This is a genomic window from Parasphingopyxis sp. CP4, from assembly GCF_013378055.1.
GTDB lineage: Bacteria > Pseudomonadota > Alphaproteobacteria > Sphingomonadales > Sphingomonadaceae > Parasphingopyxis.
The window spans coordinates 1,188,915-1,213,613 of sequence record NZ_CP051130.1 but is presented as its reverse complement, the minus strand read 5'-3'; the positions used below and the strand labels follow the sequence as shown (position 1 = coordinate 1,213,613).

Genomic DNA, 24,699 nt, shown 5'->3' with positions numbered 1-24,699 from the left:
AATATGTGCGGGTCGATGGCAGGCTTGTCCAGTCATTCGCTGCCCAGAGTTAGCCAGGGTTGGTGGGGGACAGTGTCAAAACGCAGTGGATCTTCGAGGTCGAACAACATGGTTGCGCGCTTGCGTTCAACCGATGCGCCCTTCGTTTCGGCAAGGTCGACCAGGGGCCATAGAAAATCCTCAGTGGCAGTTGGCCCGGCGGACTTGTTCAGTCCCAGGAAAAGCGTCCCCGGATAGGTGAGGTGCGTGTCGCACAGATACTCAAGAAAGGATGCCCATTCCGGCACATCCCAACGCTCTGTTCGCTTATCCGGCCAGACGTCAAAGACTTGTCCATTGATCAACACGAGGTCGAAACGACCGATTGCCGTCGGCAGAGGCTTGCCCAGCATCACACTGCCCTCGATCCGATCGATCTCAAACAGTTCCAACAAGTCGCCATAGATCTGCGGTTCCGGTTGGTCGAAGGCGAGGACCTCATGGCCATAGGCTTTGGCCACTGCCAAAAATTGGCCACCACCGGTCCCGATATCGAGGATCGAACATTTCGGCCGGGTATCGATGTCGAGCAGCCGGGCAATCCGCGAATGAATCATGAACCAAGGCGCAAGATCGAGATATTTCGTGACGGCGCGTTCGTCGTTCACTTCAATTTCAGATCGGTATTTTTCCTGCAGTGCCGCATAGGCATCGCGGTCGATCATCGTGCTCAATCGGTCATACATCGCGCGGTGACGATCATCTTCGACTACGACCCGCCAAGCGTCAAAGCGTTCGTCGAGCGGATCTAATGGTCGATAGGTGACCCCATCCTTGTCCGGACGATCTGGCCGCTTGTAGGCCTTGCGGAACCGTTTCCGAAACTTTGTAATCATAACCAATACCAAGTTCCTGCAACGCCAAGGCCTGCCCCCAAGGCCGCGACGAGCCAGTATTTCCAGCCATTTCCAAAAGTCACGACCTCGACATCGCGCAGTGGCGGGGCAGGAGGCGCGGCGCCCCTGTTTGGAATCTCCGCTTCAAGCCGCCGTACCAGCTCCGGCAGGCGCGCCAGCGTTCCAATATCTTCGCGCAGCCTGTCGGCAAGCGCCGCCTCGGGACCCAATTCGCTGCGCAACCACTCACCGACGAATGGCTTCGCCGTCTCCCACATGTTGACGTCCGGATCGAGGCTCGTTGCGACGCCTTCGACCATCACCATGGTCTTTTGCAGGAGAAGAAGGTGCGGCTGGGTCTGCATGTCGAAATCGCGCGTGATGGCGAATAGTCCGTCGAGCATCTGGCCGATCGAGATGTCTTTCACCGGCAGTCCGCGAATCGGTTCGCCAACAGCCCGAAGCGCCGTCGCGAACTCGGCGACATTGTGATAGCTCGGAACATAGCCGGCTTCGAAATGAATTTCCGCAACGCGCTTATAATTACCGGTGATCAGGCCGTAGAGAATTTCCGCCAACCAGAGACGTGCGCGCCGATCGACCCGGCCCATGATGCCAAAGTCGATTGCAGCAATCTTGCCATCCGGCAGGACGAACAGATTTCCCTGATGCATGTCGGCATGGAAAAAGCCTTCTGAGATCGCTTGGCGGAGAAAGGCGCGGACCAGTTTCCCGGCCAACGCTTTGCGATCATGGCCTGCGGCGTCTAGCGCCTCGCGATTCGATATCTTGATCCCGTCAAACCATTGCAGCGTCATGACCCGGCCACCGGTGCGCTGCCAGTCGATTTCCGGCACTACGAAATCGGGTTCCGCTTGCATGCCTTCTGCCAGCTCTGACGCTGACGCAGCTTCGCGACGCAAATCAAGTTCACGGGCCGTCCAGCGTTTGAAGGTTTCGATTGTCAGGCGTGGTCGGAGGCGCGCGAGCTCACCGCCCATGGCTTCGACTTGGGTCGCCGCCCATTCATAGGTGTCTATGTCGCGCGCAAATTCTTTTTCGATGCCGGAGCGCAAGACTTTTACGGCAACTGTTCGTCCATCTGTGGTCACAGCCTTGTGAACCTGAGCGATTGAAGCGGCGCCAACCGGCTCGGGATCGATTTCCGAAAACAGCGTATCAATCGGCTTGTCGAATGACCCGGCAATAGCCTGCTCAATCTGCTTGAACGGGATCGGGGGTAGCCGATCCTGAAGCCGCATCAGATCATGGGTTGCCTCTTCGCCGACAAGATCAGGGCGCGTGGCCAAGGTCTGGCCGAGCTTGATCGCCGCCGGTCCGATCGCCTGGAAGGCATCGGCATAGGCGGGCTGTTTCGGCACCCGCGCCCCAAACCGGGCGATGCGGATCATCCGTTTTACGGGGGGAGGCGTCAGCGGATCACGTTCGATCCCGCTGAGTGCGCCATGCCGGGCCAGCGTGCGGCCCCATTTAAGAAGCCGCCAGATATGTGTTCTAGGACGGGTCAAATGCGATAGCCGCTATGGATGGCAACGAGGCCACCGAGCATCGGTTCAACGCTGCACTGGGTGAAGCCGGCATCGGCAATCATGCCTTTGAACTTTTCCATATCGGGGAAACGGCGGATCGATTCGATCAGATAGCGATAGCTGTCTTCATCCTTGGCGAGTGCCTGGCCAATCTTGGGAACGATCTTGTGCGAATAGAGATCATATGCCTCGGCAAAACCCGGCCACAGGGTCGTAGAAAATTCGAGGCAGAAAAAACGGCCGCCCCGTTTGAGAACGCGATGCGCCTCTGCAAGAGCCTGATCGATATGGGTCACGTTGCGGATCCCGAACGCAATCGTATAGGCGTCGAAGCTCTTGTCGGCGAAGCTCAGCTGTTCGGCATTTTCTTCGGCCCAGAGCAAACCTTCTATCTTACGTTTATCGGCGCGCTCCATGCCCACCTGCAGCATCTCCGGATTGATATCGGCAACCGTAACCGATGCACCACGGCGCGCGATGCGAAAGGCGATGTCTCCGGTGCCGCCGGCCATATCGAGCACGACTTCGCCAGCCCGTGGTTTCAGCCGCCGCACGAAGCGATCTTTCCATAGACGATGCATGCCGCCCGACATTGCATCATTCATCAGATCGTAGCTGGACGCCACATTGGAAAAGACACCGCCTACACGGCGCGTCTTTTCGTCGGGGGCTATGTCTTCATAGCCAAAGGAAACTGTTTCGTCGGTCATTGATATCCCCCAAATGGGAAGGCTTGATCCTCTAGCCAAGCCTTGCCGTGCTCGCAAACGCAACTTAGCTGTTTGTGATGCCGGAACTTCCAGAAGTCGAAACGACCGTGCGCGGTCTTGAGCCTGTCTTGGCAGGTCGCCGCCTCGTCTCGGTCGAGCCGCGACGGCCCGATCTCAGGCGCCCGATACCGGCTGACCTGCGCCAACGCCTAACCGGAGCGATGGTCACCGGGCTTGGGCGGCGCGCCAAATATGGCCTGATCGATACTGACCGCGGCGATACCCTGATCTTCCATCTTGGCATGTCGGGACGCTGGCGACTCGAACCGGACGAGATCGGAAAACACGATCACCTCGTTATCCAAACCTCCGAAGGCAAAAGCGTGGCGCTTAATGACCCGCGGCGATTCGGATCACTCGATCTGATCGAGACTGCCGCGCTCGATCAATTCGCACCATTTGTTGCGCTTGGCCCTGAACCACTGGGGCCGGACTTTTCACCAGCCTATCTCAAAGGCGCGCTGACCGGTCGTAAGGGAAGCATCAAGGCATTGCTTCTGGATCAGCGCGTCGTTGCTGGGCTCGGCAACATCTATGTCTGCGAAGCGCTCCACCAATCGCATATAGCACCGGGTACGGCCGGCGGACGTATTCGGATCGCGCGGCTCGAACGGCTGGTCTTAGCGATCAAGGAAATCTTGCAGTCAGCAATTGAGGCCGGTGGTTCGAGCCTGCGCGACTATGCCCGGCCCGATGGCGAGCTCGGCTATTTCTTCAAAAGCTGGCGCGCCTATGGACGGGAAGGGGAGCCGTGTGCGTGCGGGGGCCAGATAAGACGGCGTGTCGATGGCGGTCGATCGACATTTTATTGCCCACAATGCCAGCACTGAAAACGCGCCTCTCCACTTGACCTGAGCCGCGTGTGTAGCTAGGTGCCATCCGCTTTCGGTGCGGCGCGTCCGCACCTTATTATTTTGAAATGATCGAGGTTTATTATGGCCAATACATTGCAGGCCAAGAAACGCATTCGCCGGAACAACCGGGCCGCTGTTGTAAACACCAACCGGGTGAGCCGGATTCGCACGTCCATCAAGAATGTTGAGGCGGCAGTTGAAGCGGGTGACAAGAAGGTAGCGAACGAAGCGTTGCAGGCCATGCAGCCTGAATTGGCTCGCGGTGTTGCCAAGGGAATCTTCCATAAGAACACTGCGGCACGCAAATTGTCGCGTCTGTCAAAGCGCGTCGCTGCCCTCAAATAGGCCTGTCGTCGATTTGTCATGTGACCGGTGGGCCACGCCGGTCACCGAAAAAATTTTTTTCAGAAACGTTACACTTGGAATCTCAACGAGTCGCACGATCAGCGAATCGAATGGGCTTCCATTGAAGTGGCTATAACCACTTAAAAAACAAAGCTTTACTGCGGATCACAGCAGGATTGGCAGCTCTGCGTGTCAACCCCATTTATTTCAATTTTTTGACTCTCGGCCCCCTTGCTTTGAGCGCGTTAACAATTCATCAAACAGTCTCTCGGTCGGTAGCGATTCTTCCCGACCGACACAGTCGCCAGTCACGAGTGCAATGCGAAAATCCCAATTTTCGCAGAACCCTTTTTCTGTCCGGCGCAACGGGGGGTCTAGGTGTCGCAAGCAACATCAGGCCATATTGGATGGGGTTAGAAGTCGTAAGGGGAGGTTTGTTGCGTGCGGCAGGATAATGGACTCGATGGTAGTGATTCCGATTCCAACACCGACAGCGTAGATTCACACCAGCCTTTTGAGGCAGCATGGCAGGCCATTCGAAATGGACTGCGCCGCGATCTGGGTGCGCGGACATTTGATCATTGGCTCAAGCCGATGAAGCTGATCGGGTTTGAAGAGGAAGCGGGACAGGTTCGACTCGAACTGCCATCGCATTTCATGGCGGACTGGGTTCGCGAACATTATTCCGATCGCCTGCGTTATGCATGGCGCGCCACTGTTCCAAGTGTGCGTGAGATCGATATCGTCGCTGCGGAAGGCGCATCACGTCCGGCTCTGTTCATTGTCGGTGAAGAAGATGTCCTGCCTCCGACCGAACAGCTGACCGGCACGAGTGGTGACAGCATCGGTACACCACTGGAAAATCGTTACGTCTTTTCAAACTTCGTGACCGGTACGGCCAATGAAGTTGCCTTCAATGCCGCGCGCATGATGGCCGATGTCGGCGTCCCGATGTTCAGCTCGCTCTATATCCATGCCGGTACTGGTCTTGGCAAAACGCATCTCCTGCATGCGATCGGACATGAGTTTCTTCGCCAGAAGCCGCGCTCCAATGTTCTCTACATGTCGGCTGAAAAGTTCATGTATGAGTTCGTTTCGGCGATGCGCGAAAAGGATACGATCGGCTTCAAGCAGAAGCTGCGTTCGGCCGATCTTCTGCTGGTTGACGATGTCCAATTCATCGCCGGCAAGGAAGCAACACAAGAAGAATTCTTCCATACAATCAACGAGATAATCGCAACCGGCCATCGTCTGGTGATCAGCGCGGATCGTCCGCCGCATGAACTTGGCGCCGTCGACAAGCGCATTGCCTCGCGGCTCGCCGGTGGTCTGGTTACAGATTTGCGCCAGCCTGATCTCGACCATCGTCGCCGGATTGTTTCGCACAAGCTCGGCCAGATGCCGCAGGCCGATATGCCGCGCGATGTCGCCGACTTCCTGGCCCAACGATTCTCGGCGAGCATCCGTGAATTGGAAGGCGCGCTCACGCGCGTGGTTGCATACTCACTGCTCTCCAAGCGGCCGATCGATCTTGCCTTTGCGCAGGAAACGCTCGCTGATCTATTGCGCCACTCACAGCGGCGGATCACGATCGATGAGATCCAGCGTAGCGTGTGCGAACATTATGGGATCCGCCATGCCGAGATGACATCGGCACGTCGCGCACGGGAAGTTGCCCGGCCGCGTCAAGTTGCCATGTATCTCGCCAAACGTTTGACGCCGCGATCGCTGCCCGAGATTGGCAGAAGGTTCGGGGGTCGTGATCACACCACGGTGATCCATGCGATCAAACGCATCAAGGAATTGCGCGCAGCTGATAGCGAGCTCGATTCAGATGTCCGTTCGCTGCTCCGCAAACTCGAAAACTAGTTAGCGTCTAGAGATTGTCGGCATCGCCTTTGCAGGCGTGCTCTAGTTTTCTTCGGCCCAATCCATCAGATCGTGAGCCTCGAGATAGGCTTCGGCGTTGTCGGGGTTGGAAAATCGACTCAAGATGTTGTTTGAATTGCGTTTTGCTGTCCCCCAATCGCCGAACTTCCCCGCTTCTTGACCGAGGAATTCGGCTACCCGCTCCATTCCGGCGAGAGTGCGCGCTTCGTTATATTCGAGCGTCATCGTGTCGACGCCGGTCTTTTCCAATTCGCCGTTCCAGTGCTTGTCGATCTTCCTGCGTCGGGCCAGAAACAATGAAAATTCGTCGGGAACAAAATCCACCTTGGCGCGTCGGCGTTTGGCGGGATCGATAAGTGATCCCTGGCCAGTTTTCTTTGCGATCTTGCTTGACGAATAACACGCCAGGACGTTGCTCCGATCGAGAATCAGAGTTGGCAATTTGAGATCGATAATCTGTTGCGTTGATGATCTGCCGGGTTTTCCGAAATGTTGCTTGAACCCAAAGGCTCGCTTGTCGCCGTTGAGATCCTCCAGCGTTGCCAGGAGATCATCCATTCCGGACAGCCGGCGCTCAACATCATTCCATTCTGGTGCAAGCTGCGCCAGCCTCTGGATCATTTCCGATCTCGTATTCGGGTTGTCTTCGGCCCAACGCTTCCAACCCTTCTCAGTAAAGATGGCCGGCAGGCACATTATGTCTGGATGAGTCCGAAGCATACGCACGACCATGCTTGAACCTGTACGAGGCATCGAAAGGAAAACGAACTTTTTCACACTTTGCCCCCCCCAAGGCTTCCAAGCGATATTGCGTTTCGATTATTTCTTGTCAACCAAGCGTGCTCGGCGTAACCAAATTACCAGATAGGCGCAGTTTTCATAAATAAACTGAGGCCAGATAAGCCGGGACTTCCAGAATCTTCGTATTACATTTTTGATTTTGGCCGGCGGAAAAATTCGTATTTCTTATTAAAGAGTTATAGTGGGGAAAATCAATGTCCGATGATAAGAAAAAGAAGAAATCTGATAAGCGTTCGCCAGTGGCCGATTGGGCAAAGGCGGATGACAAATCTACAATGCGCAAGGAATTCGCGCTGGAAAATACGGAAAAAGCACATCGCTTTATTCGCCGGACAACAGTCGTGTCCTCCAAGGTTGAGGTGCCGGTGACGATCGACTTTGACGGCGCCAGCAAAGTCGCGATCACCTTGCCGGTCGATGACGGAAAGCCCAGCAAGAATGCACGTGTTTTCGCGCGCAAGCTTCGCAATTTTGAAGGTAGCGTCTAGAAGATTTCTCGATCAGGGACGCTGCGGTTGCTCACAGATGATCGGATGATCTTCTGGTCGTCGTAGCCCTTCTGACTATCCGTCTTCGGCTGGCATCACCGTAATACGAACTTCTTCGCCCGAGTTCCCCGGGAACCCGGTGAACATTGCTTCGATGAGATTTGGCACCAGCTCGGTCAGCGTGTCTGAGCGGGATCGTGCGCGGGCGCGTCCTTCGAATACCGGTTCGCCGGTATCTGTCCTGTCGATCCGCATGTTCAGTTCGCTGGTGTATAAGGTGTAGCTGCGGATCTCCGGGTAGCCGAAGGCACTATCGAAGAATGGGTCATGCCAGCCATAATAATATGGCGAGCGATAGCGGAGGCGACTGTAGAATGGGCTGTAACCCCAATAGCCGCGACGATAACCCGGCGTAGTGACGACCCGCTCGCGACCATTATCAACGCCATAGTCCATCGTCACGACTAGCGTTGCGTCCTGGGCAGAGCGTGCAGCGGTGTAGCCATATTGGCTCAGCTCCGCGGTGACGAGATTGGCGTAGGTTGAAAACTCAAGGCCCGCAGCCTTTTCGGAATCATAGGGCTGGACGAAGAATGTCTGTCCTTGCGGAGCGGGCATCTGCTGGAAGCGCGCGACATCTGCCCGAAACGGGGTCGTGCAGGCGGCAACAGCGAGCAGTGCGAGCGGCGCGAAAAAGGCAAGAAATGTCCGTGGCATGACGGTTCTCCGAAATACTATCCTACCAATATATAGTATTTCGTCCCTTTATACCAAATCGCCTGAACGCGATTTGAACGCGCAAGCCGCAGAAATCAGCGACCGCTAAGCAGGCCGAGTGCGCGATAGGTGTCGGAAAGGGCAGGGGCTGCAGCGGCTGCCGCTTTCTCGCCCCCCGCCTCAAGAATCGCATCAAGTGCCGTCGTATCGTCTTTCAATTCATTAAAGCGCGCAGACACGGGCTCAAGCACCGCGACCGTGAGGTCAGCCAGAGCGGGCTTGAAATCACCAAAGCCCTTGCCAGCAAACTCGCTGAGCACATCAGCGGTCGGGACATTCGCCAGCGCTGCATAGATGGTCACGAGGTTCCGCGCCTCCGGCCGTTCGGCAAGGCCCTCCATCGTCTCGGGCAGGGGTTCGGGATCGGTGCGCGCCTTGCGGACCTTTTTCGCGATCAGGTCGCTATCATCGGACAGGTTGATCCGGCTCATATCCGACGGATCGGATTTCGACATCTTGGCCGAGCCATCCCGCAAAGACATGATCCGCGCTGCCGTCTTCCCGATATAGGGTTCGGGCAGCACGAAGGTCTCGGTGTTCGTGTCCGTATTGAATTTTTCGGCGATATCGCGAGCGAGTTCGAGATGCTGTTTCTGGTCTTCCCCAACCGGAACATGTGTGGCGCGATAGAGCAGCACGTCGGCAGCCTGGAGAACGGGATAGGCGTAGAGCGCGATGCTCGAGCCTTCCTTGTTCTTGCCGGACTTTTCCTTGAACTGCGTCATCCGGTTGAGCCAGCCCATCCTGGCCGTGCCGCTCAGCAGCCATTGCAGTTCTGCATGGGCCGGGACGCGCGCCTGGTTGAACAGTGTCGAACGATCTGGATCGACGCCGGACGCAATCAGCGCGGCGGCCATTTCGCGAGTGCTCGCGCTTAGTTCTGCTGCGTTGGTCGGCAGCGAAATAGCGTGAAGATCCGCAAGGAAGAAAAAGCAATCGCCGTCTTCCTGCATCTTAACCCAGTTGACGATCGCGCCGAGATAATTGCCGAGATGGAGATTGCCGGTGGGCTGAATGCCGGAAACGACGCGCATCAGTCAGTTGCCTTTCGCTTGAGCAGGAGAGCGATCTTGGATCGATCGATAGCGCCGGTGAGCGCTGCGACGGCGAAATAGACGAGCATGCCCGTGCTGACCAGTGCTGCAATTGAAAGAACGCGTTCGATGATGCTGCCGCCAAACCAGGCACTGAGAGGTGGAATGACAAAATAGAGCGCGCCAACCATCGCAGCGGTGGCGAGCAGCTGGCCGAACAGCCTGCCCACCAGCCCGGCATTGAGCCGATAGTGACCGCGGCGTTGCAGGATTGTGTAGAGCATAACGACATTGAGCCACGCGCCGACTGCGGTCGCTGATGCAATGCCCACAATTCCGAGGCGTTCGATCATCACTATGTTGAAGGTGATGAAGAAGCCGAGCACGATCGCTGCGGCATAAACGGGCGTGCGCGTATCCTTGCGCGAGAAGAATGCCGGCGTCAGGACCTTGATCAGGACATAGGCGGGAAGACCGGCGACCAGAGCGGCCAACACGTTGCTGGTGATGCGGGCATCCTCGGCATCAAATTGTCCGCCTAGGAAGATCGCATTCACAAAAGCCGGTGCGCAGATCATCAGCGCACCAGCCGCCGGGAACGTCAGCAGCATCGCAAGTTCGATCGCGTTGGACTGGACCTTGTCGGCCTCGGCCTTGTCACCCGATCCGATATGACGCGACAGGGCAGGGAGGATGGCCGTGCCCAGTGCAATGCCAATCACACCGAGCGGGAGCTGGTTGAGCCTGTCTGCAAAGTTGAGATGGCTGACCGATCCGCTGGCAAGCTGGGTTGCGAAGAAGAGCTGGACGAGCTGGCTGATCTGATAGACGCCCGCGCCGAAAGCCGCTGGCAGGATAATGACTCCGAGTTCTTTGACATCCTTGGTCAGGCGGGGGCGTTGGAACTTGAGCCGAAAGCCGCTGCGTTTCATCCAGAACCACAACCATAGCAGCTGTACGACACCGCCGAGCGCCACACCGCCAGCGAGGAAATAGGCGACGACGATTTCGTCTCCATCTGGCCCGCGGGCAAAATCGCCGATCAGGATCGATGCATTGTCGCCGAGTAAAAGCGCGGCGATCAGCACGATATTGAGCAGGATCGGGAAGCTTGCGCCAGCGGCAAAGCGCGACATCGAATTGAGGATCGCCGCGAGCAGGGCGACCATGCTGATCAGGAAGAGATAGGGAAAGGTGATCCGGGCCAACGCCACCGTCAGCTCGAACTTACCCGGGATCTCCTGGAAGCCACTGGCCATCAACCAGATGATCGCCGGCATCGCAATCTCGAATAGCGCCACAAACAGGATCAGCGTCGGCACAAATACCGAGACGACCTCGCTCGAGAATTTTTCAGCGGCGTCGAGCTCGCCATCCTTGCCGAGTTTGCGACTGAACAGGGGGACAAAGGCGGCCGCAAAGGCGCCTTCCGCAAAAAGTCGACGGAAGATGTTGGGCAGCTGGAACGCGACGAAGAAGCTGTCGGCCGCCATGCCTGGCCCGAGGATACGGGCCAGCAGCATGTCGCGCACAAAACCGGCGACGCGGCTGACCATGGTCAAGCCGCCAATCGTCCCGGTGGCCCGGAGCAGGTTCATGGCGTTCCGCCGGTTCCTGTCTCGGGTCCTGGCATGTTGGGGTTAGGCCTGGCCGATCTGCGAATCGATGTCGACATTGTCGGATCCGCCCTGCGCCAGCTGCGCCTTTTGCTGCATGTAGAGAGCGGCAAAATCAATCGGCTCAAGCATCAGCGGCGGGAAGTTCCCGTCACGGACAGTGTCGGCCAAAATTCGGCGTGCAAATGGGAAGAGCATCCGCGGCGCTTCAACCAGGAGGAACGGCTCGCGCTGATCATCCGGCACATTGGCCAAGGCAAACAGGCCCGCGTAGGAAAGCTCGACATGAAAGGCGGTGCCCTGTTCGAGCTGGGCGCTGACTTCCATCTTGAGCAATACTTCCCAAACGCCTTCACCGGCGGTGTCGCTGCCAATGTTGAACTGGACATCGATCTTCGGCGTTTCATTCGCCTGATAGACACCCGGCGAATTTGGGTTTTCGAACGACAGATCCTTCACATATTGCGCGAGGATGTTTGCGCGCGGGCCGTCTCCGCCCGTTGCTGTTGCTGCTGCTCCTGCTCCTGCTCCTGCTCCTGCCTGATCGGGAGTGGCACCCTGTTCGTCTGCCATAGTATCTAACCTCAAAAATTAATGTGTAGCTAAGGCGCTTGATCGCGCGGTTTCGCGATGCCCGCTAGCAGCCGGGCGCGTGCAGAGCAATGGCTAGCAATCGCTTGTCAGGGGAAAGGACTGGCGGCACAGTGCGGCCATGAGCATCTATCGCACTGCCCTCACAATCTTCGCGCTTGCCGCCACGGGCTCGGCTGTCCACGCGCAAAGTGATCCTGCGTCTCCACATGATCTCGCAATTGCTGCTGGATATAAGGCTGCCTTTCTGTGCAGCGGCATATTCAATGCCGGCCAGACGGTCGAAGAAGTAACGGCCGACGATCTCACGCGTATCTATTCGGCCTATCGCCCGATAATCGCGGATTTACCGGCCGAGATAGACCGTGAGCGGATGCGCGTAACGGTTCGCTTTGCCGATGATATGCCGCCGCGCGTGGCCCAATGGCGACCCCATCTTGGCTGTGCCCAGCTTCCAACCGGCGCAGATCCGGACGGCGAGATCCAGGTACCGCGATTGGTAGCCGAAATTCAGCTGCGCGATCTCTCCGGGATCGATGCGCAGGCCTGGCCGCGCGGCGATGGCGGTGCTGTACGCGCTCTCGAACCCGCAACCCAGGCGCGGCTCGATGCGGTGCTCGCCTCCGCACTTGATCGCAGCACCTATGGCGAAGGCACCGAAACAACGGCTGTTCTGGTGGTGCAGAATGGCACTATTATCGGCGAACAGTATCGCGAAGGCTATAATCTCCATCGCCCGCAACGCACCTGGTCGGTCGCCAAGAGCATTGCCGCGACCATCATCGGCTCCGCCGTGCAACAGGGGCTGGTCGATCTCGATCAACCCGCCCCGGTTCCCGCCTGGCAGACACCGGGCGATCCGCGCGCGGCGATCACCTGGCACAATCTGCTCCATATGAGCAGCGGGCTCTGGAGCCCTTTTGCCGGCAATCGCACCGACGACATCTATTTCGGTGGCCAGCGTGTCACCGCATCAATCCCGAGCCTGCCGCTCGAGACGGTTCCGGGCGCGCGGTGGCGCTATGCCAACAACGATACATTGCTGGCGATGCGGGCACTGCGCTCGACGCTGGGCGACGGAGACCGGGCGCTGGCCTTTCCGTTCACGGACCTGTTGTGGCGCATCGGCATGACGCGAACCACGCCAGAGACGGACTGGGAAGGTAATTTCATCCTGTCGAGCCAGGTCTGGACGACCGCCCGCGATCTGGCGCGGCTTGGGTTGCTCTACCTCAATGACGGCGTGTGGCAGGGTGAGCGCATCCTGCCTGCAGATTGGAATGATTATGTTGCGACACCGGCGCCCGACCAGCCAACGGGCCGCTTCGGCGTCGGCTATGGCGCGCAGTTCTGGCTGTTCGGTCCGGAGCAGGGGCTTCCCGCCGGCAGTTATGCGGCGATGGGCAATCGTGGCCAATATCTCATGATCGTTCCGGCGCGCAATATCGTAATCGTGCGGCGCGGATTCGATGCGGTGGGTGACGGCGAACGGTTCAATATTGCGCGCTTCAGCTACGACTTATTGGCCCAGCTGGACGAATAAGCCGGTTAAAACCGGGTAGCTTGCGGATTCCCTATTTGAATCGCACCGCGCGCGCGCCTATGTATGGGCCAGATTAGTTGAGTGGAGGCCTTGTGGTCGAGATTATCCTTCTGGCGATGGTTGCAGTTTTCGTGGGCTTGCGCCTGTTCAGCGTGCTTGGACAACGCACTGGCCATGAACAAGAACCGCGTATGCCGCGCCCCGTGGAAGCGCCGCCGAAACTGACACCCGTTCCGCAGAGCGTGCCGGATATTGCACCGGTAGCCGAACAAGAAAGCGATGGCCTTGTGGCACCCCAAGCGGCTGCAGGCATTCGCAAGATTTCGTCGGCCGATTCCTCGTTTGAGATCAATGAGTTCCTGATCGGCGCCCAGTCGGCCTATCGCATGATCCTCGAAGCCTTTTGGAATGGCAACAAGGACGATCTGTCTTTCCTCGTCAGCGATGAAGTTCGCGATTCCTTCAACGCGGCTATCGACGCACGCGAATCCGAAGGTCATGTGCTGGACAACAAGCTTATTGCGATTGAGCGCACCCAGGTTGAGAAAGCGGAATATGTGTCGGGCAATGCCCGGGTAACGCTTCGCTTCGACGCCGATATTGCCGGCGTGACTCGCGATAAGGATGGCACCGTGATTGCGGGATCGCTCTCCGATGCTGTGCAAACGCATGACATCTGGACCTTCGCTCGCGACGTGAAGGATGCCGATCCCAACTGGAAACTGGTCGAAACCGACGAGGCTGCGTGAGCCCGATGCGGAGCGTCGTTGCGCTCCTTTCGGCCTGTTCGCTGACCGCCTGTGCCGGGATCATCCCGGACGTACCCGATCGCACGTCACAGCCGCCACCACACCCGCCGACACGGCCGGCGCCAACACCTCCGCCGCCGCCTGCAATCCCAGCTGACAATGCAGCCAGCGCTGGCGTGCAGGCTGGTCCGCGCGTCGCCTCGCTCGACATAACGCGGGATCAGGCGCGCCGTGCGCTCTCCGCTTTTCGAATTTCCTGCCCGTCCGTTGTGTCCCGGGAGGATCCGAGCGGCCTGACGCGCTCCGAAGATTGGGTCGAGCCATGTGCAGCCGCTGCACAATGGCGCGATGACCCCGAGGATTTCTTCGGCGAATATTTCCGGGCGGTCGAGATAGATGGCGGCTCGGCATTTGCCACTGGCTATTATGAGCCAGAGATACAGGCCGCTCGCGAACCGGAGCGCGGGTATGAATCGCCGATCTACGCCCTGCCTGCAGATGTGCCGCCGCCCTGTGAGATCGATTGCGACGATGAAACTGTCCTCACCCGGGCGGCGATCGAAGACGGGGCGCTGGAAGGCGAGGGGCTGGCGATTGCCTGGGCGCGTGATCCGGTCGATCTCTACTTCCTGCAGGTTCAGGGGTCCGGAATCCTGCGTTTGCCGAGCGGCGAAACCATGCGGATCGGCTATGCCGGAAATAATGCCTATCCCTATACAAGTATTGGCCGATTGATGCGCGAGCGCGGCCTGCTGGGCGATGGACAGACGACCGCTGAAGGCATTGCGCAGTGGCTGCGCGATAACCCTGACGAGGGGCGGGAAATCATGCAGGAGAACCGCCGCTATATATTCTTCACAGAGCTGACTGGTCCGGGCCCGCTGGGTTCGCTGGGCAGGCCGGTAACCCCGCGCGGAACGGTGGCCGCAGACCCAGCCTTTGTTCCGCTCGGTGCGCCGGTGTTCCTCAATATGGAGCATGACGTCGCGGATGGCCTTTGGGTGGCGCAGGATACTGGCAGCGCAATTCGCGGCGCAAACCGGTTCGATACATTTTGGGGCGCGGGCGACGATGCCTATGCTATTGCCAGCGGGATGGCGAGCCGAGGCCAGGCGCTGGTGCTGATACCGGCCCGCTCGGCAGCGCGGCTGCGCGCCGATTAGATGGCGAAGTCGGGCCTCAGCGCAGACGAGCAAGCGCTTTGGAACAAGGTGATTGAGAGCGTCGAGCCGCTTGACCGCAGTCCCATGGCCGATGGTGCGAAGCCAAGTTCCAAATCTGCTGCATCAAGCCGATCCGATCTTAGCCGCTACGCGGTCCCCAAATTGCCCGAACGCAAATCTGTACGCGGACCCGGCACTACGCTTGATGCAAGTTGGGACCGGAAGCTGGCGCGCGGCAAGGCCGAACCGGATTTCACCCTTGATCTGCACGGCCACAACCTGAACTCTGCTTATGACCGGCTGGATCATGCGCTTGCCCAAGCGATTGCCTCACATGCACGCGTCATTCTCCTGATTACCGGCCATGCGCCGAAAGGACAGGGGCCGGTTACGCGCGGCAAGATTCGTGCGGCAGTGGGCGATTGGTTGTCTGCATCGCGCCATGCGCCGCATATTGCTGCGGTGCGCGGCGCCCATCCGCGCCATGGCGGGCGCGGCGCGCTCTATATCGTGCTGAGGCGGCGGGCGAGCGCTTCGTAAATTCGCTCCCCGAAATCATCGGCCTGCATCGGGTAGAGAAATGGCTCGATCAGCTCCAACTCCATCAGCATCAATGCGCCATCGTCACCCCGAACCATATCCACGCGGGCATAGAGTGGTGCGTCATCCAGCGCTTCGAGGACAGACTGGGCGACCGTAAGATCGCTGGCGGACGGGCTATGGCGTCGCTCGCTACCGCCATAGGAGGACTGGATCCGATACTCACCGTCCGCCGCCGACTTGATTAAGCCGTGGGAGAACGCGCCGTCGATGAAGATGAGGCTGAGCTCGCCCTCGCTCTGGATCGCCGGGAGAAACGGTTGGGCCATCATCGGGTCAGACAGATCGGGGAGGGGATCGCCCTTGTGCAATCGGAACTGACCTTCCGCATTGGCGCCGACCTGGCGCTTGAGGACCAGATCATCCGATCCGAGCGCATCGAACGCACCGGAGAGTGTGTTTGCATCCGGTGTGTCGAGCCATAGCGTCGGCACTGTGGCGACAGCTTTGGCTGCCAGATCTTTCAGATAAGTCTTGCGGCAGTTCCAACGGACGATTTGGCCGGGGTTGAACAAGCATGTCTGGCTTTCGATCACATCCAGCCGCGTCAGAAATGCCTCCAGATTGTCCTGATAATCCCAGGCCGATCCGATGAGCACCGCGTCATAGGCGCTCCAGTCGATATCCTCGGCATCCCAGCGGATGGCTTCAATCGACGCGCCATGCGCAGCCAAGGCCGGTGTCAGACATTCCATCATCTGATCATGCTCGAATGCATCAGGACGCCGCTCTGGCGAGTCCGCAAGTGTCAGATTACAGGCGAGAAATGCGATCCGCATGATGATCGGCTTAGCCGAGCGCGCGGCGCAAAATGCCTGCGTAGATGTCCGTCAGCTTATGAACGTCGGCCATCGCAACGGCTTCATCAAGCTTGTGCATCGTCGCATTGAGCAGGCCGAACTCGACAATCGGGCAGAGCGTGTGGAGGAAGCGCGCATCCGAGGTACCTCCGCCGGTCGAAAGCGTCGGCGTTACGCCTGTCACTTCGGTGATTGATTCACTGACCAGATCGGAGAGCGGACCGGGTTCGGTGAGGAAGGCTTCTCCCGATACCATCGCCTTGAAGCGCGCGCCGGGCGCTTCTTCGTCGATGATCGATTGCACCTTTTCAACCAGCTCCTGGCCGGTGTGGTGCACATTGAAGCGGATGTTGAGCCGGAGATGCGCTTCGCCGGGTATGACATTGGAGGCAGGATTGCCGACATCGACGGTCACGACCTCAAGGTTGGACGGCTGAAACCATTCATCGCCATCGTCGAGATCGAGTTCATGGAGCCGGGTGCCGATGCGGAACAATCGCGTGATCGGATTATCGCCCTCATGCGGATAGGCGACATGCGCTTGCTTGCCGACAATATCGATCCACATATTCACCGAACCGCGCCGGCCGATCTTGATCGTATCGCCGAGCCGATCCTGTGAGGTCGGTTCGCCGACCAGGATCATGTCCGGCTTGATGTCGCGCTCTTCCATCCGCGTCATCAGAGCGCGCGTGCCGTGGACGGCCGGGCCTTCCTCGTCGCCAGTGATAATGAAACTCAGCGTGCCGGGAAGGTCTGGTAGCTGCGAAACGGCGGCGATGAAGGCCGCTATCGAACCCTTCATGTCGACCGCACCACGGCCGTAGAGCAGGTCGCCCTTGATCTCTGCGGTGAACGGATCGCTGGTCCAGCCCTTGCCCGGCGGAACGACATCGGTGTGCCCGGCAAAGGCGAAATGCGGGCCGCCTGATCCGCGTGTTGCGAGCAGGTTGGGAACCGGGCCATGGGGTTCTTCGCCCGATACGAGCCGTTCTACCTCAAAGCCAAGGGTGGTGAGCGTTTCTTCGAGCAGTGCCTGCGCACCGCCTTCTTCGGGCGTCACGCTTGGGCAGGCGATCAGGCGCTCAAGCAGCGCGATCGGGTCGATGGCATCTGCCATGGGCAGCTCAACTCACCACTTCATATTTTTCGATGACCCAGGGTTCGTCCTGCGCGGCTTCGACCCATTCGCGGACCCAGCTATGGGCGAGCACCGCCTGGACATAGCCCTGGGCAAAAGGCGGCAGCTTGACCGAATAGGTGACGAGCCGGGTGCAGACCGGCGCATACATGATGTCGGCTGCGCAAAACTCGCCGAACAGGAACGGATTTTCGCCGCCATAGCGCGCCCGGGCCTGGGCCCAGGTTTCGAGAATGCGGCCAAGCTCCGACGCGACATCCTCGCTGATCGGCTGGGGCGGGAAGACTTTGCGGACATTCATCGGCAGGTCGCGGCGCAGATTGGGAAAGCTTGAATGCATTTCGGCAGCCATGGATCGCGCCATGCCGCGGGCGCTGTCGTCCTTGGGCCAGAACCGGTCCCGGCCGACGCGATCGGCAAGCCAGTCGATTATCGCAAGACTGTCCCAGACTACGCTGTCGCCGTCCCACAGCACCGGGACTTTGCCGGAGGAAGCCGCAAATTCATTGCCCTCGCGGCGCTGTTCCCATTCTTCATCGAACAGCGGTACGGTTACTTCTTCGAAGGCTAGGCCCGATTGCTTCATCGCCAGCCAACCGCGCATCGACCAGGACGAGTAAGCCTTATTGCCGATGATCAGTTTCATGAAATGCCTTTCCGTGTCAGCCGATCGCTTGGATAACGGCTTTACGCAATTCGTCTACACCCAATCCGGTTTCGCTCGATGTTGTGAGGATCTCCGGATGCGCTGCTGCATGGCGTTTCGCCTGCTCGGTGAGCGTTTCTGTGGTCGCGGCGAGCGCCTTGTCCTTGAGCTTGTCGGACTTGGTGAGAACGATGCGATAGCTGACGGCCGCTTCGTCCAGCATCTCCATCAGTTCACGATCGATATCCTTTAGCCCACGCCGCGCGTCGATCAGCAGCAATGTGCGCTTCAGAGTCGGGCGACCGCGCAGGAAATCGTTGATCAGGTGCCGCCAGCGCTTGGCGACCTGGGGCGGGGCCTTGGCAAAGCCATAGCCCGGCATATCGACGAGCCGGAATTGCGGCGGATCGCCGACCTCGAAGAAATTGAGTTCCTGCGTCCGTCCGGGCGTATTGGACGCACGGGCCAGGCCTTTGCGGTTGGTCAGCGCGTTCAGGAGCGTCGACTTGCCGACATTGGAGCGGCCCGCAAAGGCCACTTCGGGAAGATCCGCATCGGGCAGAAATTCGAGGGTTGGTGCCGATTTCAGAAAGTCGATGGGTCCGGAAAATGTCTTCCGGGCCATCTCTTCCAAGGCAGCCTGATCGGTCATTCCTTGGCCATCTTCGCCTGCTCTTTGAGCCGCGGATCGCGGCTATAGAGCCATTTCTGCTGCGCAATGGTCAGCAAGTTGGACGTTACCCAATAGAGCTGCAGGCCAGCTGCAAACGGCGCCATGATGAACATGAAGATCCAGGGCATGAATTCGAAGATCTTCTGCTGGGTCGGGTCCATCTGGGCCGGGTTCAGCTTGAACTGCAGATACATGGTGATGCCAAGCAGGATCGGCAGGATACCGATCGCCAGCCAGCTGGGCGGATCGAAGGCAAGCAGCCCGAACAGGTTGACCGGGGTCAGCGGATCGGGTGCCGAGAGATCCTGCAACCAGAGCGCAAATGGCTCATGCCGCATCTCCACCGATACCAGGAGCACCTTGTAGAGCGCATAGAAGATCGGGATCTGCAGGAAGATCGGCAGGCAGCCGGCCAATGGATTGACCTTCTCGCGCTGATAGAGTGCCAGCACTTCCTGCTGCATCTTCGGCTTGTCGTCCTTGTAGCGTTCTTGCAGCTCCTTCATCTTGGGCTGCACGGCACGCATGCCAGCCATGGACGAGAATTGCTTCTGGGCAATCGGGAACATCAGTCCGCGGACGATGAACGTCATCAGGATGATCGCGACGCCGAAATTGCCGACCGTCGTGAACAGCCAGCTCAGCAGATAGAAGAGCGGCAGCTCGAACCAGTAGAACCAACCCCAGTCGATCGCCCGATCAAGCTGGTTGATCCCGGCTTCGACTTCATAGCGTTCAAGGAGGTGCGTTTCCTTGGCGCCGGCGAAGAAGTGAGTATCGGCCGTCATCGCGCGACCCGCTTCGATCACGGTTGGTTGGCCAGTGAAAACAGCCTGATAGCGGCCGTCGGTAAGCGCCATGAAAGCAGCGTCTACTTGGCGGTCTCCTGCAGGTGCGAGCGCGCCGAGCCAATATTTGCCGTTAAACCCAAGCCATCCGTTTTGCAGCGCGAATCGCTCACCGGCGGAACCGGCTTCATCAAGATCGGAAAAATCGAGATCGCGATGGAGAACATCGTCCCAGAACCCATAGGGGCCCGTGTGGATAAGCCAGGTGTCAGGATCGGGCGCACCGGCGCTTTGCATTTCGCCGCGATGCATCAGCAATGCATAGGGGCGGGCGCTGATCGGTGCATCGCTCGTATTGGATACGCGCTGGCCAACCGTGAACAGGAAATCCTCGTCGACCTGCAATTCGATCTCGAAGAGCTGGCCGGTGCCGTTACGCCAGCGCATCGTGACCGGGCTGTCGGGTGCGAGGGTCTCACTATCGGCCTGCCAGATGGTATCGCCGTCTGGCATCTCGACGCCGTCACCGGCCCAACCGAAATGCGCGAAATAGGAGGCTTCGGTGCCTTCGGGCGCGAGCAGCCGGATTGGAGCCGAATCGGGTTCGTTGGTTTCAAAATGATCGAGCAGGACCAGATCATCGATCCGCGCACCACGCAGGTTGATACTGCCCTGAAGGCGCGGGGTTTCAATTGCGATGCGGGCGGCCGTGGCAGTCCCTAGTGCTTCATCGACAGTCTGCGTCACGGCCGTTTCCTCGACCGGTGCGGTCTCGGATGCGGGGAGCACGACATCGGCTTCCTCGGCCGTTTCCGGCGCGGGCGGGGGAGGCGTCGGTGCGACCTGCTCGGAGACAAAGCTCCAGCCAATCAAGACCAGCGCCGAAAGCACGATCGCCAGGATCATGTTGCGCGAACTATCCACCGCAATTCCCCATTCTCTTCAATCTCTTGTTACGGGACAGGATCATGACCGGATCCTCCCCACGGATGACAGCGCAGAATTCGCCGAAGCGCAAGCCAGCTGCCTTTGAAAGCCCCATAGCGCGACCAGGCAGTGATCGCATAGGATGAACATGACGGCTGAAATCGGCAGGTCGGTGGCAAGATCGCCGAGGGACCCATCTGCCACAGTCGAGCAAGGCCAATGAACAGCTTCGCGATCATGGCTGAACCCGCTCCAACGCCGATAGCAGATCACCGCGAAGCGATCCAAAATCGCGCTCAATTCCCGCCTTGCGCCCGATCAGGATATGATCGGCACCATGAATTCCACGTTCCGGCAGGATCTCCCGTCCGAGAGCGCGGAACCGGCGCTTCATGCGGTTGCGAACCACTGAACCGCCGACCTTCTTGGTGACAGTAATGCCAAGACGCAGGCCATCATCGCCATCTTTGCGATCATGCACCAACAGAATGAAACCGGGCATGACTGCCCGTTTGCCGCGATTGGCGGCCAGAAAATCTTTGCGTTTTCTAAGAGTCGTCAAGCCGGGCGCTGACGCCGCGGTCAGGCGGACAGCTTCTTGCGGCCTTTTGCACGGCGTGCGCGGAGCACGTTGCGGCCACCGACGGTTGCTTTGCGGGCCCGGAATCCGTGCCGCCGTTTGCGCACGAGATTGCTCGGCTGAAAGGTGCGCTTCATCGCTCATTTCCTCAAAAACTGGAACAAAAAGGGCCGCGCCTTGCGGGCGGCCTCAAATCTGATGGGCGTGCTAGTCGAAGCCCCGTACAAAGTCAATCTGCGCCTCGCTCTTCGCGCCGTCTGCGCATGCGCCGCAAAGTGCTCTTTCTGCGCATCGCCCAATCGACCCATTCACCCTTTTGCGGATGCTTGGCTTTGAGACGCGCGTAGAAGCGCCGAACTAAAGCCGAATTCTTCAACATCAGCGCAAACCCGATAGCAAAAACAAAAATGCCACCTGGACCGGGCAGCAATCCAACGATCGGCGCTGCAACAACCATGATTCCGCCAATCACCGTCAGCACAAGGCGGATTCCAGCGCGTTTGTCGCGCGGATTGGTGAAATTTGGCTCCGTCACATCACCCGAACTGGGGATGAATTGTTACATCGACAAGATGCGAACAATAAAACACATATTATCAATGGTTTATGTCGACTCCTGAAATGGCGCATGGCACATCATGGCGGAAAACGGGAAAGGCGGGAGCCGGATATGGTCGCTCATGTTGCTACGACAGCCTATCTTGGGCTGGAGGCGCGGGCCGTTGAGGTACAGGTGCAGATTGCACCCGGGGTGCCGGCCTTCAACCTGGTCGGGCTGCCGGACAAGGCGGTCGCGGAAAGTCGCGAACGAGTCCGGGCCGCGATTGCTGCGATCGGCCTTGCGCTCCCGCCAAAACGAATCACGATCAACCTCTCGCCGGCCGATCTTCCCAAAGAAGGATCGCACTATGATTTACCGATCGCGCTCGGGCTGCTCGGCGCGATGGGTGTCATCGATGCGGAAACATTGGCCGGATATGTTGTGGTGGGTGAGCTCGGGCTTGATGGGCGGGTCGCCGCATCGCCGGGCGTGTTGTTGGCGGCGCTCAACGCATCGTCACGCGAGCTCGGCCTGATCTGCCCGGCAACGCAGGGTCCTGAAGCCGCCTGGGCCGGGGATGTCGAAGTGCTGGCTGCGCCCGATCTCCTGTCGCTGCTCAATCATTTCAAGGGTACGAGCCAGCTTGCGCCGCCAGTCCCTGGCGATGTGGAAGAGCGAGCGGCCGGACCGGACCTGCGCCAGGTAAAGGGACAGGAGACGGCGAAGCGCGCGCTCGAGATCGCGGCCGCGGGCGGCCATAACCTCCTGATGTCGGGCCCACCGGGTTCGGGAAAGTCGCTAATGGCGGCCTGCTTGCCCGGAATCTTGCCGGATTTGACCGCGTCCGAGGCACTGGATGTGTCGATGGTAGCCAGCGTTGCCGGCACATTGGATGGCGGAAGGCTTGCCCGCAATCGTCCGTTTCGCGCGCCGCACCACAGTGCATCCATGGCGGCACTTGTCGGCGGAGGGCTCAAGGTGCGGCCCGGCGAGGTTAGCCTCGCGCATCTTGGCGTATTGTTCCTTGATGAGCTGCCCGAGTTCCAGCGACCAGTGCTCGATTCCCTGCGCCAGCCGCTGGAAACCGGTACGATATCGATCGCGCGGGCCAATGCGCATGTCAGCTTTCCGGCGCAGGTTCAACTAATCGCGGCGATGAATCCGTGTCGCTGCGGTCATCTTGGTGATCCAGCGCTGGCCTGTTCGCGCGCACCTAAGTGCGCCGCCGACTATCAAGCCAAGATTTCGGGCCCGTTGCTCGACCGGATAGATCTGCATGTTGATGTGCAGGCGGTTTGCGCAGTTGATTTGACCTTGCCCGCGCCGACCGAAGGCTCTGCTGAAATTGCGCACCGCGTCGCTGCTGCGCGCAATGTCCAGTTGGCGCGCTACGCTGCTGAGGCGATCCGGACCAATTGCGAGGCAGATGGTGAATTATTGGATCGTGTGGCGACACCCAACGATGCTGGGCGCAAGCTCTTGATGCAAGCGGCCGAGGCGATGCGGCTTACGGCGCGCGGCTATTCGCGCGTCCTCAGAGTGGCGCGCACGATTGCCGATCTGGCCGGCGGTGAAACCGTCGGCCGCGTCCATATTGCTGAGGCTCTCAGCTATCGGCGCCAACCGCCACGCAGCTGACCTCCCTTGCCTGAACGGCCAAATTGTCCGACCCTGTCGCCAATCGGCACAGATCGATGGGGCGTTTTTCGATACCAGGTAAGGGGAAGTTTCATGGAATATATGTTCATGCCGTTGCGACGCTATGTCGATTTCAACGGTCGATCACGGCGCATGGAATATTGGATGTTCTTTTTGTTTGTCCTGATTGTGACATTCGTTTTGACGCTACTCACGGGCACCAGCCAAACCAATTATGGCGATGGCGGCATGGGATTTTCGATGCAATCCCAGTCACCTATCGTTCTTGTTTGGGTTCTGGCCATTATCATTCCCTCGCTGGCCGTCCAGGTCCGGCGCTTCCATGATCAGGATAAGTCAGGTTGGTTTGTGCTGCTCGGGCTCATTCCGTTCCTTGGTGGTCTGATCGTTCTGGTCTTCATGTGTCTCGAAGGAACGCGGGGGCCGAATCGCTTCGGCGAAGATCCCAAGGGCGGGGTAAACGCTGACACATTCAGCTAGAGCAGTTACCGTACATATTTCTTGAAACAGAGGGGGTGAACCAATGGAATTTATGCTTATGCCGTTGCGGCGGTATGCGGAGTTCAGTGGTCGATCACGGCGCATGGAATATTGGATGTGGGCCGTTTTCCAATTCCTGATTTCGATCGTAATTCAGATACTGATATTTGCGGTTGGCGGCGGTGCCATGATGGCCACGGGCGGTGATCCGACAGCTGCGATGGCCGCTGGTGGTGCGATCATGGTCATTTTCGGCCTCGCAATCATAATCTCGCTTGCCTTCATCATACCCAGCATCGCGGTGTCAGTGCGACGACTGCACGATACCAACCGGTCCGGCTGGTGGTTGTTGGCGCCTTTGGCCGGATATGTGCTCGTATTCCTGGGCGCAGGCATGGAGTCCGGAGCGATTACCATGATTGGAATGCTGATAGCTATCGGCTTCGCAATCACGCTGATCGTGTTCTACTTCCTTGACGGAACACCCGGCCCCAATCGCTATGGCGAAGACCCGAAAGGTCGCGGCACGGCAGATACATTTGCCTAATTAGGAGGGAGCCGCTTGCGGAGTGCGCAACGCTTCGCTAATCGGCTCCCCCTGCCTGCGGGCCTCTGTGGCGGAATTGGTAGACGCGCTCGACTCAAAATCGAGTTCCTTCGGGAGTGCCGGTTCGACTCCGGCCAGAGGTACCACCGGCCCGCTTTCTCCTGTCCTACACATTGGACACCATGGCATCTTCCATGGTGAGTCGACGTGATGCGTCACGACCGCAGGAGAGCGATCACGCGCAATTTTGATGCAAAATGACGAAAAAGAA

28 protein-coding genes and 1 tRNA gene are annotated in these 24,699 nt (G+C 58.8%); 12 read left to right on the top strand and 17 right to left on the bottom strand.

Features of this window, described 5'->3' with window-relative positions; all coding sequences use genetic code 11:
• Positions 1-32: 32 nt before the first annotated feature.
• Genes HFP51_RS05830 through HFP51_RS05820 form a run of 3 tightly spaced genes read right to left on the bottom strand, consistent with a single transcriptional unit; the run spans position 33 to position 3,135 of the window.
• Positions 33-881, bottom strand: a complete 849-nt coding sequence (locus HFP51_RS05830) for a class I SAM-dependent methyltransferase (RefSeq protein ID WP_176874796.1) — start codon at positions 879-881, stop codon at positions 33-35.
• A complete protein-coding gene (gene ubiB / locus HFP51_RS05825; RefSeq protein WP_176874795.1) occupies positions 872-2,404 on the bottom strand; it encodes a 2-polyprenylphenol 6-hydroxylase in 1,533 nt (510 codons plus the stop codon). The genes HFP51_RS05830 and ubiB overlap by 10 nt, the downstream gene beginning before the upstream one ends.
• Positions 2,401-3,135, bottom strand: a complete 735-nt coding sequence (locus tag HFP51_RS05820) for a class I SAM-dependent methyltransferase (protein WP_176874794.1) — start codon at positions 3,133-3,135, stop codon at positions 2,401-2,403. Before HFP51_RS05820 ends, ubiB begins: the two co-directional genes overlap by 4 nt.
• A gap of 77 nt (positions 3,136-3,212) precedes the next feature.
• Between HFP51_RS05820 and mutM the strand changes: the two genes are divergently transcribed.
• The 3 genes from mutM (at position 3,213) to dnaA (ending at position 6,263) form a co-directional block, all read left to right on the top strand.
• Positions 3,213-4,025: a bifunctional DNA-formamidopyrimidine glycosylase/DNA-(apurinic or apyrimidinic site) lyase gene (gene mutM / locus HFP51_RS05815; protein WP_176874793.1), complete on the top strand. Its 813-nt coding sequence runs from the start codon at positions 3,213-3,215 to the stop codon at positions 4,023-4,025.
• A gap of 105 nt (positions 4,026-4,130) precedes the next feature.
• A complete protein-coding gene (gene rpsT / locus HFP51_RS05810; protein ID WP_176874792.1) occupies positions 4,131-4,394 on the top strand; it encodes a 30S ribosomal protein S20 in 264 nt (87 codons plus the stop codon).
• Between the two features lie 441 nt (positions 4,395-4,835).
• Positions 4,836-6,263, top strand: a complete 1,428-nt coding sequence (gene dnaA, locus HFP51_RS05805; RefSeq protein ID WP_176874791.1) for a chromosomal replication initiator protein DnaA — start codon at positions 4,836-4,838, stop codon at positions 6,261-6,263.
• A 42-nt stretch (positions 6,264-6,305) separates the two neighbouring features.
• Here dnaA and HFP51_RS05800 read toward each other — a convergent pair whose 3' ends face one another.
• Positions 6,306-6,980, bottom strand: a complete 675-nt coding sequence (locus HFP51_RS05800) for a hypothetical protein (protein ID WP_176874790.1) — start codon at positions 6,978-6,980, stop codon at positions 6,306-6,308.
• 299 nt (positions 6,981-7,279) lie between these two features.
• Here HFP51_RS05800 and HFP51_RS05795 point away from each other — a divergent pair, with 299 nt between their 5' ends.
• Complete coding sequence (locus HFP51_RS05795) at positions 7,280-7,573, top strand: hypothetical protein (protein ID WP_176874789.1); 294 nt, start codon at positions 7,280-7,282, stop codon at positions 7,571-7,573.
• 75 nt (positions 7,574-7,648) lie between these two features.
• Here HFP51_RS05795 and HFP51_RS05790 read toward each other — a convergent pair whose 3' ends face one another.
• From HFP51_RS05790 to secB, 4 genes are all read right to left on the bottom strand, one after another.
• A complete protein-coding gene (locus tag HFP51_RS05790) occupies positions 7,649-8,290 on the bottom strand; it encodes a DUF4136 domain-containing protein (RefSeq protein WP_176874788.1) in 642 nt (213 codons plus the stop codon).
• 95 nt (positions 8,291-8,385) lie between these two features.
• Entirely contained in the window at positions 8,386-9,384 is a 999-nt protein-coding gene (trpS, locus tag HFP51_RS05785; RefSeq protein WP_176874787.1) for a tryptophan--tRNA ligase, read from the bottom strand.
• Positions 9,384-10,982: a murein biosynthesis integral membrane protein MurJ gene (murJ, locus tag HFP51_RS05780; RefSeq protein WP_176874786.1), complete on the bottom strand. Its 1,599-nt coding sequence runs from the start codon at positions 10,980-10,982 to the stop codon at positions 9,384-9,386. Before murJ ends, trpS begins: the two co-directional genes overlap by 1 nt.
• Before the next feature lie 42 nt (positions 10,983-11,024).
• Positions 11,025-11,573 (bottom strand): protein-export chaperone SecB, encoded by a 549-nt coding sequence (secB, locus tag HFP51_RS05775; RefSeq protein WP_176874785.1) that lies wholly within the window; start codon positions 11,571-11,573, stop codon positions 11,025-11,027.
• Between the two features lie 139 nt (positions 11,574-11,712).
• Between secB and HFP51_RS05770 the strand changes: the two genes are divergently transcribed.
• The 4 genes from HFP51_RS05770 (at position 11,713) to HFP51_RS05755 (ending at position 15,586) form a co-directional block, all read left to right on the top strand.
• A complete protein-coding gene (locus HFP51_RS05770; protein ID WP_176874784.1) occupies positions 11,713-13,134 on the top strand; it encodes a serine hydrolase in 1,422 nt (473 codons plus the stop codon).
• A gap of 92 nt (positions 13,135-13,226) precedes the next feature.
• Positions 13,227-13,883 carry a Tim44/TimA family putative adaptor protein gene (locus tag HFP51_RS05765; RefSeq protein ID WP_176876565.1) on the top strand — a complete coding sequence of 219 codons (657 nt, stop codon included), beginning with the start codon at positions 13,227-13,229 and terminating at the stop codon, positions 13,881-13,883.
• Between the two features lie 5 nt (positions 13,884-13,888).
• The gene (locus HFP51_RS05760) at positions 13,889-15,046 is read left to right on the top strand and encodes a murein transglycosylase A (RefSeq protein WP_176874783.1); all 1,158 of its coding nucleotides are present in this window, start codon (positions 13,889-13,891) and stop codon (positions 15,044-15,046) included.
• Complete coding sequence (locus tag HFP51_RS05755; RefSeq protein ID WP_176874782.1) at positions 15,047-15,586, top strand: Smr/MutS family protein; 540 nt, start codon at positions 15,047-15,049, stop codon at positions 15,584-15,586. It begins immediately after the preceding gene.
• Here the strand turns inward: HFP51_RS05755 and HFP51_RS05750 are convergent.
• The 9 genes from HFP51_RS05750 to HFP51_RS05710 form a co-directional block, all read right to left on the bottom strand.
• Positions 15,550-16,425, bottom strand: coding sequence for a RimK family alpha-L-glutamate ligase (locus tag HFP51_RS05750; RefSeq protein WP_176874781.1), 876 nt, complete (start codon positions 16,423-16,425; stop codon positions 15,550-15,552). The two genes, HFP51_RS05755 and HFP51_RS05750, sit on opposite strands and share 37 nt — an antisense overlap.
• Positions 16,426-16,435: 10 nt before the next feature.
• Positions 16,436-17,566 carry a succinyl-diaminopimelate desuccinylase gene (gene dapE / locus HFP51_RS05745; protein ID WP_176874780.1) on the bottom strand — a complete coding sequence of 377 codons (1,131 nt, stop codon included), beginning with the start codon at positions 17,564-17,566 and terminating at the stop codon, positions 16,436-16,438.
• Between the two features lie 7 nt (positions 17,567-17,573).
• Positions 17,574-18,233, bottom strand: coding sequence for a glutathione S-transferase family protein (locus HFP51_RS05740; protein ID WP_176874779.1), 660 nt, complete (start codon positions 18,231-18,233; stop codon positions 17,574-17,576).
• A gap of 16 nt (positions 18,234-18,249) precedes the next feature.
• Positions 18,250-18,885, bottom strand: a complete 636-nt coding sequence (gene yihA / locus HFP51_RS05735; protein ID WP_176874778.1) for a ribosome biogenesis GTP-binding protein YihA/YsxC — start codon at positions 18,883-18,885, stop codon at positions 18,250-18,252.
• Positions 18,882-20,618, bottom strand: coding sequence for a membrane protein insertase YidC (yidC, locus tag HFP51_RS05730; RefSeq protein ID WP_176874777.1), 1,737 nt, complete (start codon positions 20,616-20,618; stop codon positions 18,882-18,884). Before yidC ends, yihA begins: the two co-directional genes overlap by 4 nt.
• Before the next feature lie 29 nt (positions 20,619-20,647).
• Positions 20,648-20,860 (bottom strand): membrane protein insertion efficiency factor YidD, encoded by a 213-nt coding sequence (yidD, locus tag HFP51_RS05725; protein ID WP_176874776.1) that lies wholly within the window; start codon positions 20,858-20,860, stop codon positions 20,648-20,650.
• On the bottom strand, positions 20,857-21,183 hold the full coding sequence (gene rnpA / locus HFP51_RS05720) for a ribonuclease P protein component (RefSeq protein ID WP_176874775.1): 327 nt from the start codon (positions 21,181-21,183) through the stop codon (positions 20,857-20,859). Before rnpA ends, yidD begins: the two co-directional genes overlap by 4 nt.
• 20 nt (positions 21,184-21,203) lie before the next feature.
• On the bottom strand, positions 21,204-21,338 hold the full coding sequence (gene rpmH, locus HFP51_RS05715) for a 50S ribosomal protein L34 (protein ID WP_176874774.1): 135 nt from the start codon (positions 21,336-21,338) through the stop codon (positions 21,204-21,206).
• 92 nt (positions 21,339-21,430) lie between these two features.
• Positions 21,431-21,736 carry a hypothetical protein gene (locus HFP51_RS05710; protein WP_176874773.1) on the bottom strand — a complete coding sequence of 102 codons (306 nt, stop codon included), beginning with the start codon at positions 21,734-21,736 and terminating at the stop codon, positions 21,431-21,433.
• A gap of 135 nt (positions 21,737-21,871) precedes the next feature.
• On the opposite strand from HFP51_RS05710, the gene HFP51_RS05705 reads away from it, so the two are divergent.
• The 4 genes from HFP51_RS05705 (at position 21,872) to HFP51_RS05690 (ending at position 24,574) form a co-directional block, all read left to right on the top strand.
• Entirely contained in the window at positions 21,872-23,380 is a 1,509-nt protein-coding gene (locus HFP51_RS05705; RefSeq protein ID WP_176874772.1) for a YifB family Mg chelatase-like AAA ATPase, read from the top strand.
• 93 nt (positions 23,381-23,473) lie between these two features.
• Positions 23,474-23,881 carry a DUF805 domain-containing protein gene (locus HFP51_RS05700; protein ID WP_176874771.1) on the top strand — a complete coding sequence of 136 codons (408 nt, stop codon included), beginning with the start codon at positions 23,474-23,476 and terminating at the stop codon, positions 23,879-23,881.
• Positions 23,882-23,924: 43 nt separating this feature from the next.
• Positions 23,925-24,428 carry a DUF805 domain-containing protein gene (locus HFP51_RS05695; protein ID WP_176874770.1) on the top strand — a complete coding sequence of 168 codons (504 nt, stop codon included), beginning with the start codon at positions 23,925-23,927 and terminating at the stop codon, positions 24,426-24,428.
• Between the two features lie 61 nt (positions 24,429-24,489).
• Positions 24,490-24,574, top strand: a tRNA-Leu gene (locus HFP51_RS05690).
• The last annotated feature ends 125 nt before the right edge of the window (positions 24,575-24,699 follow it).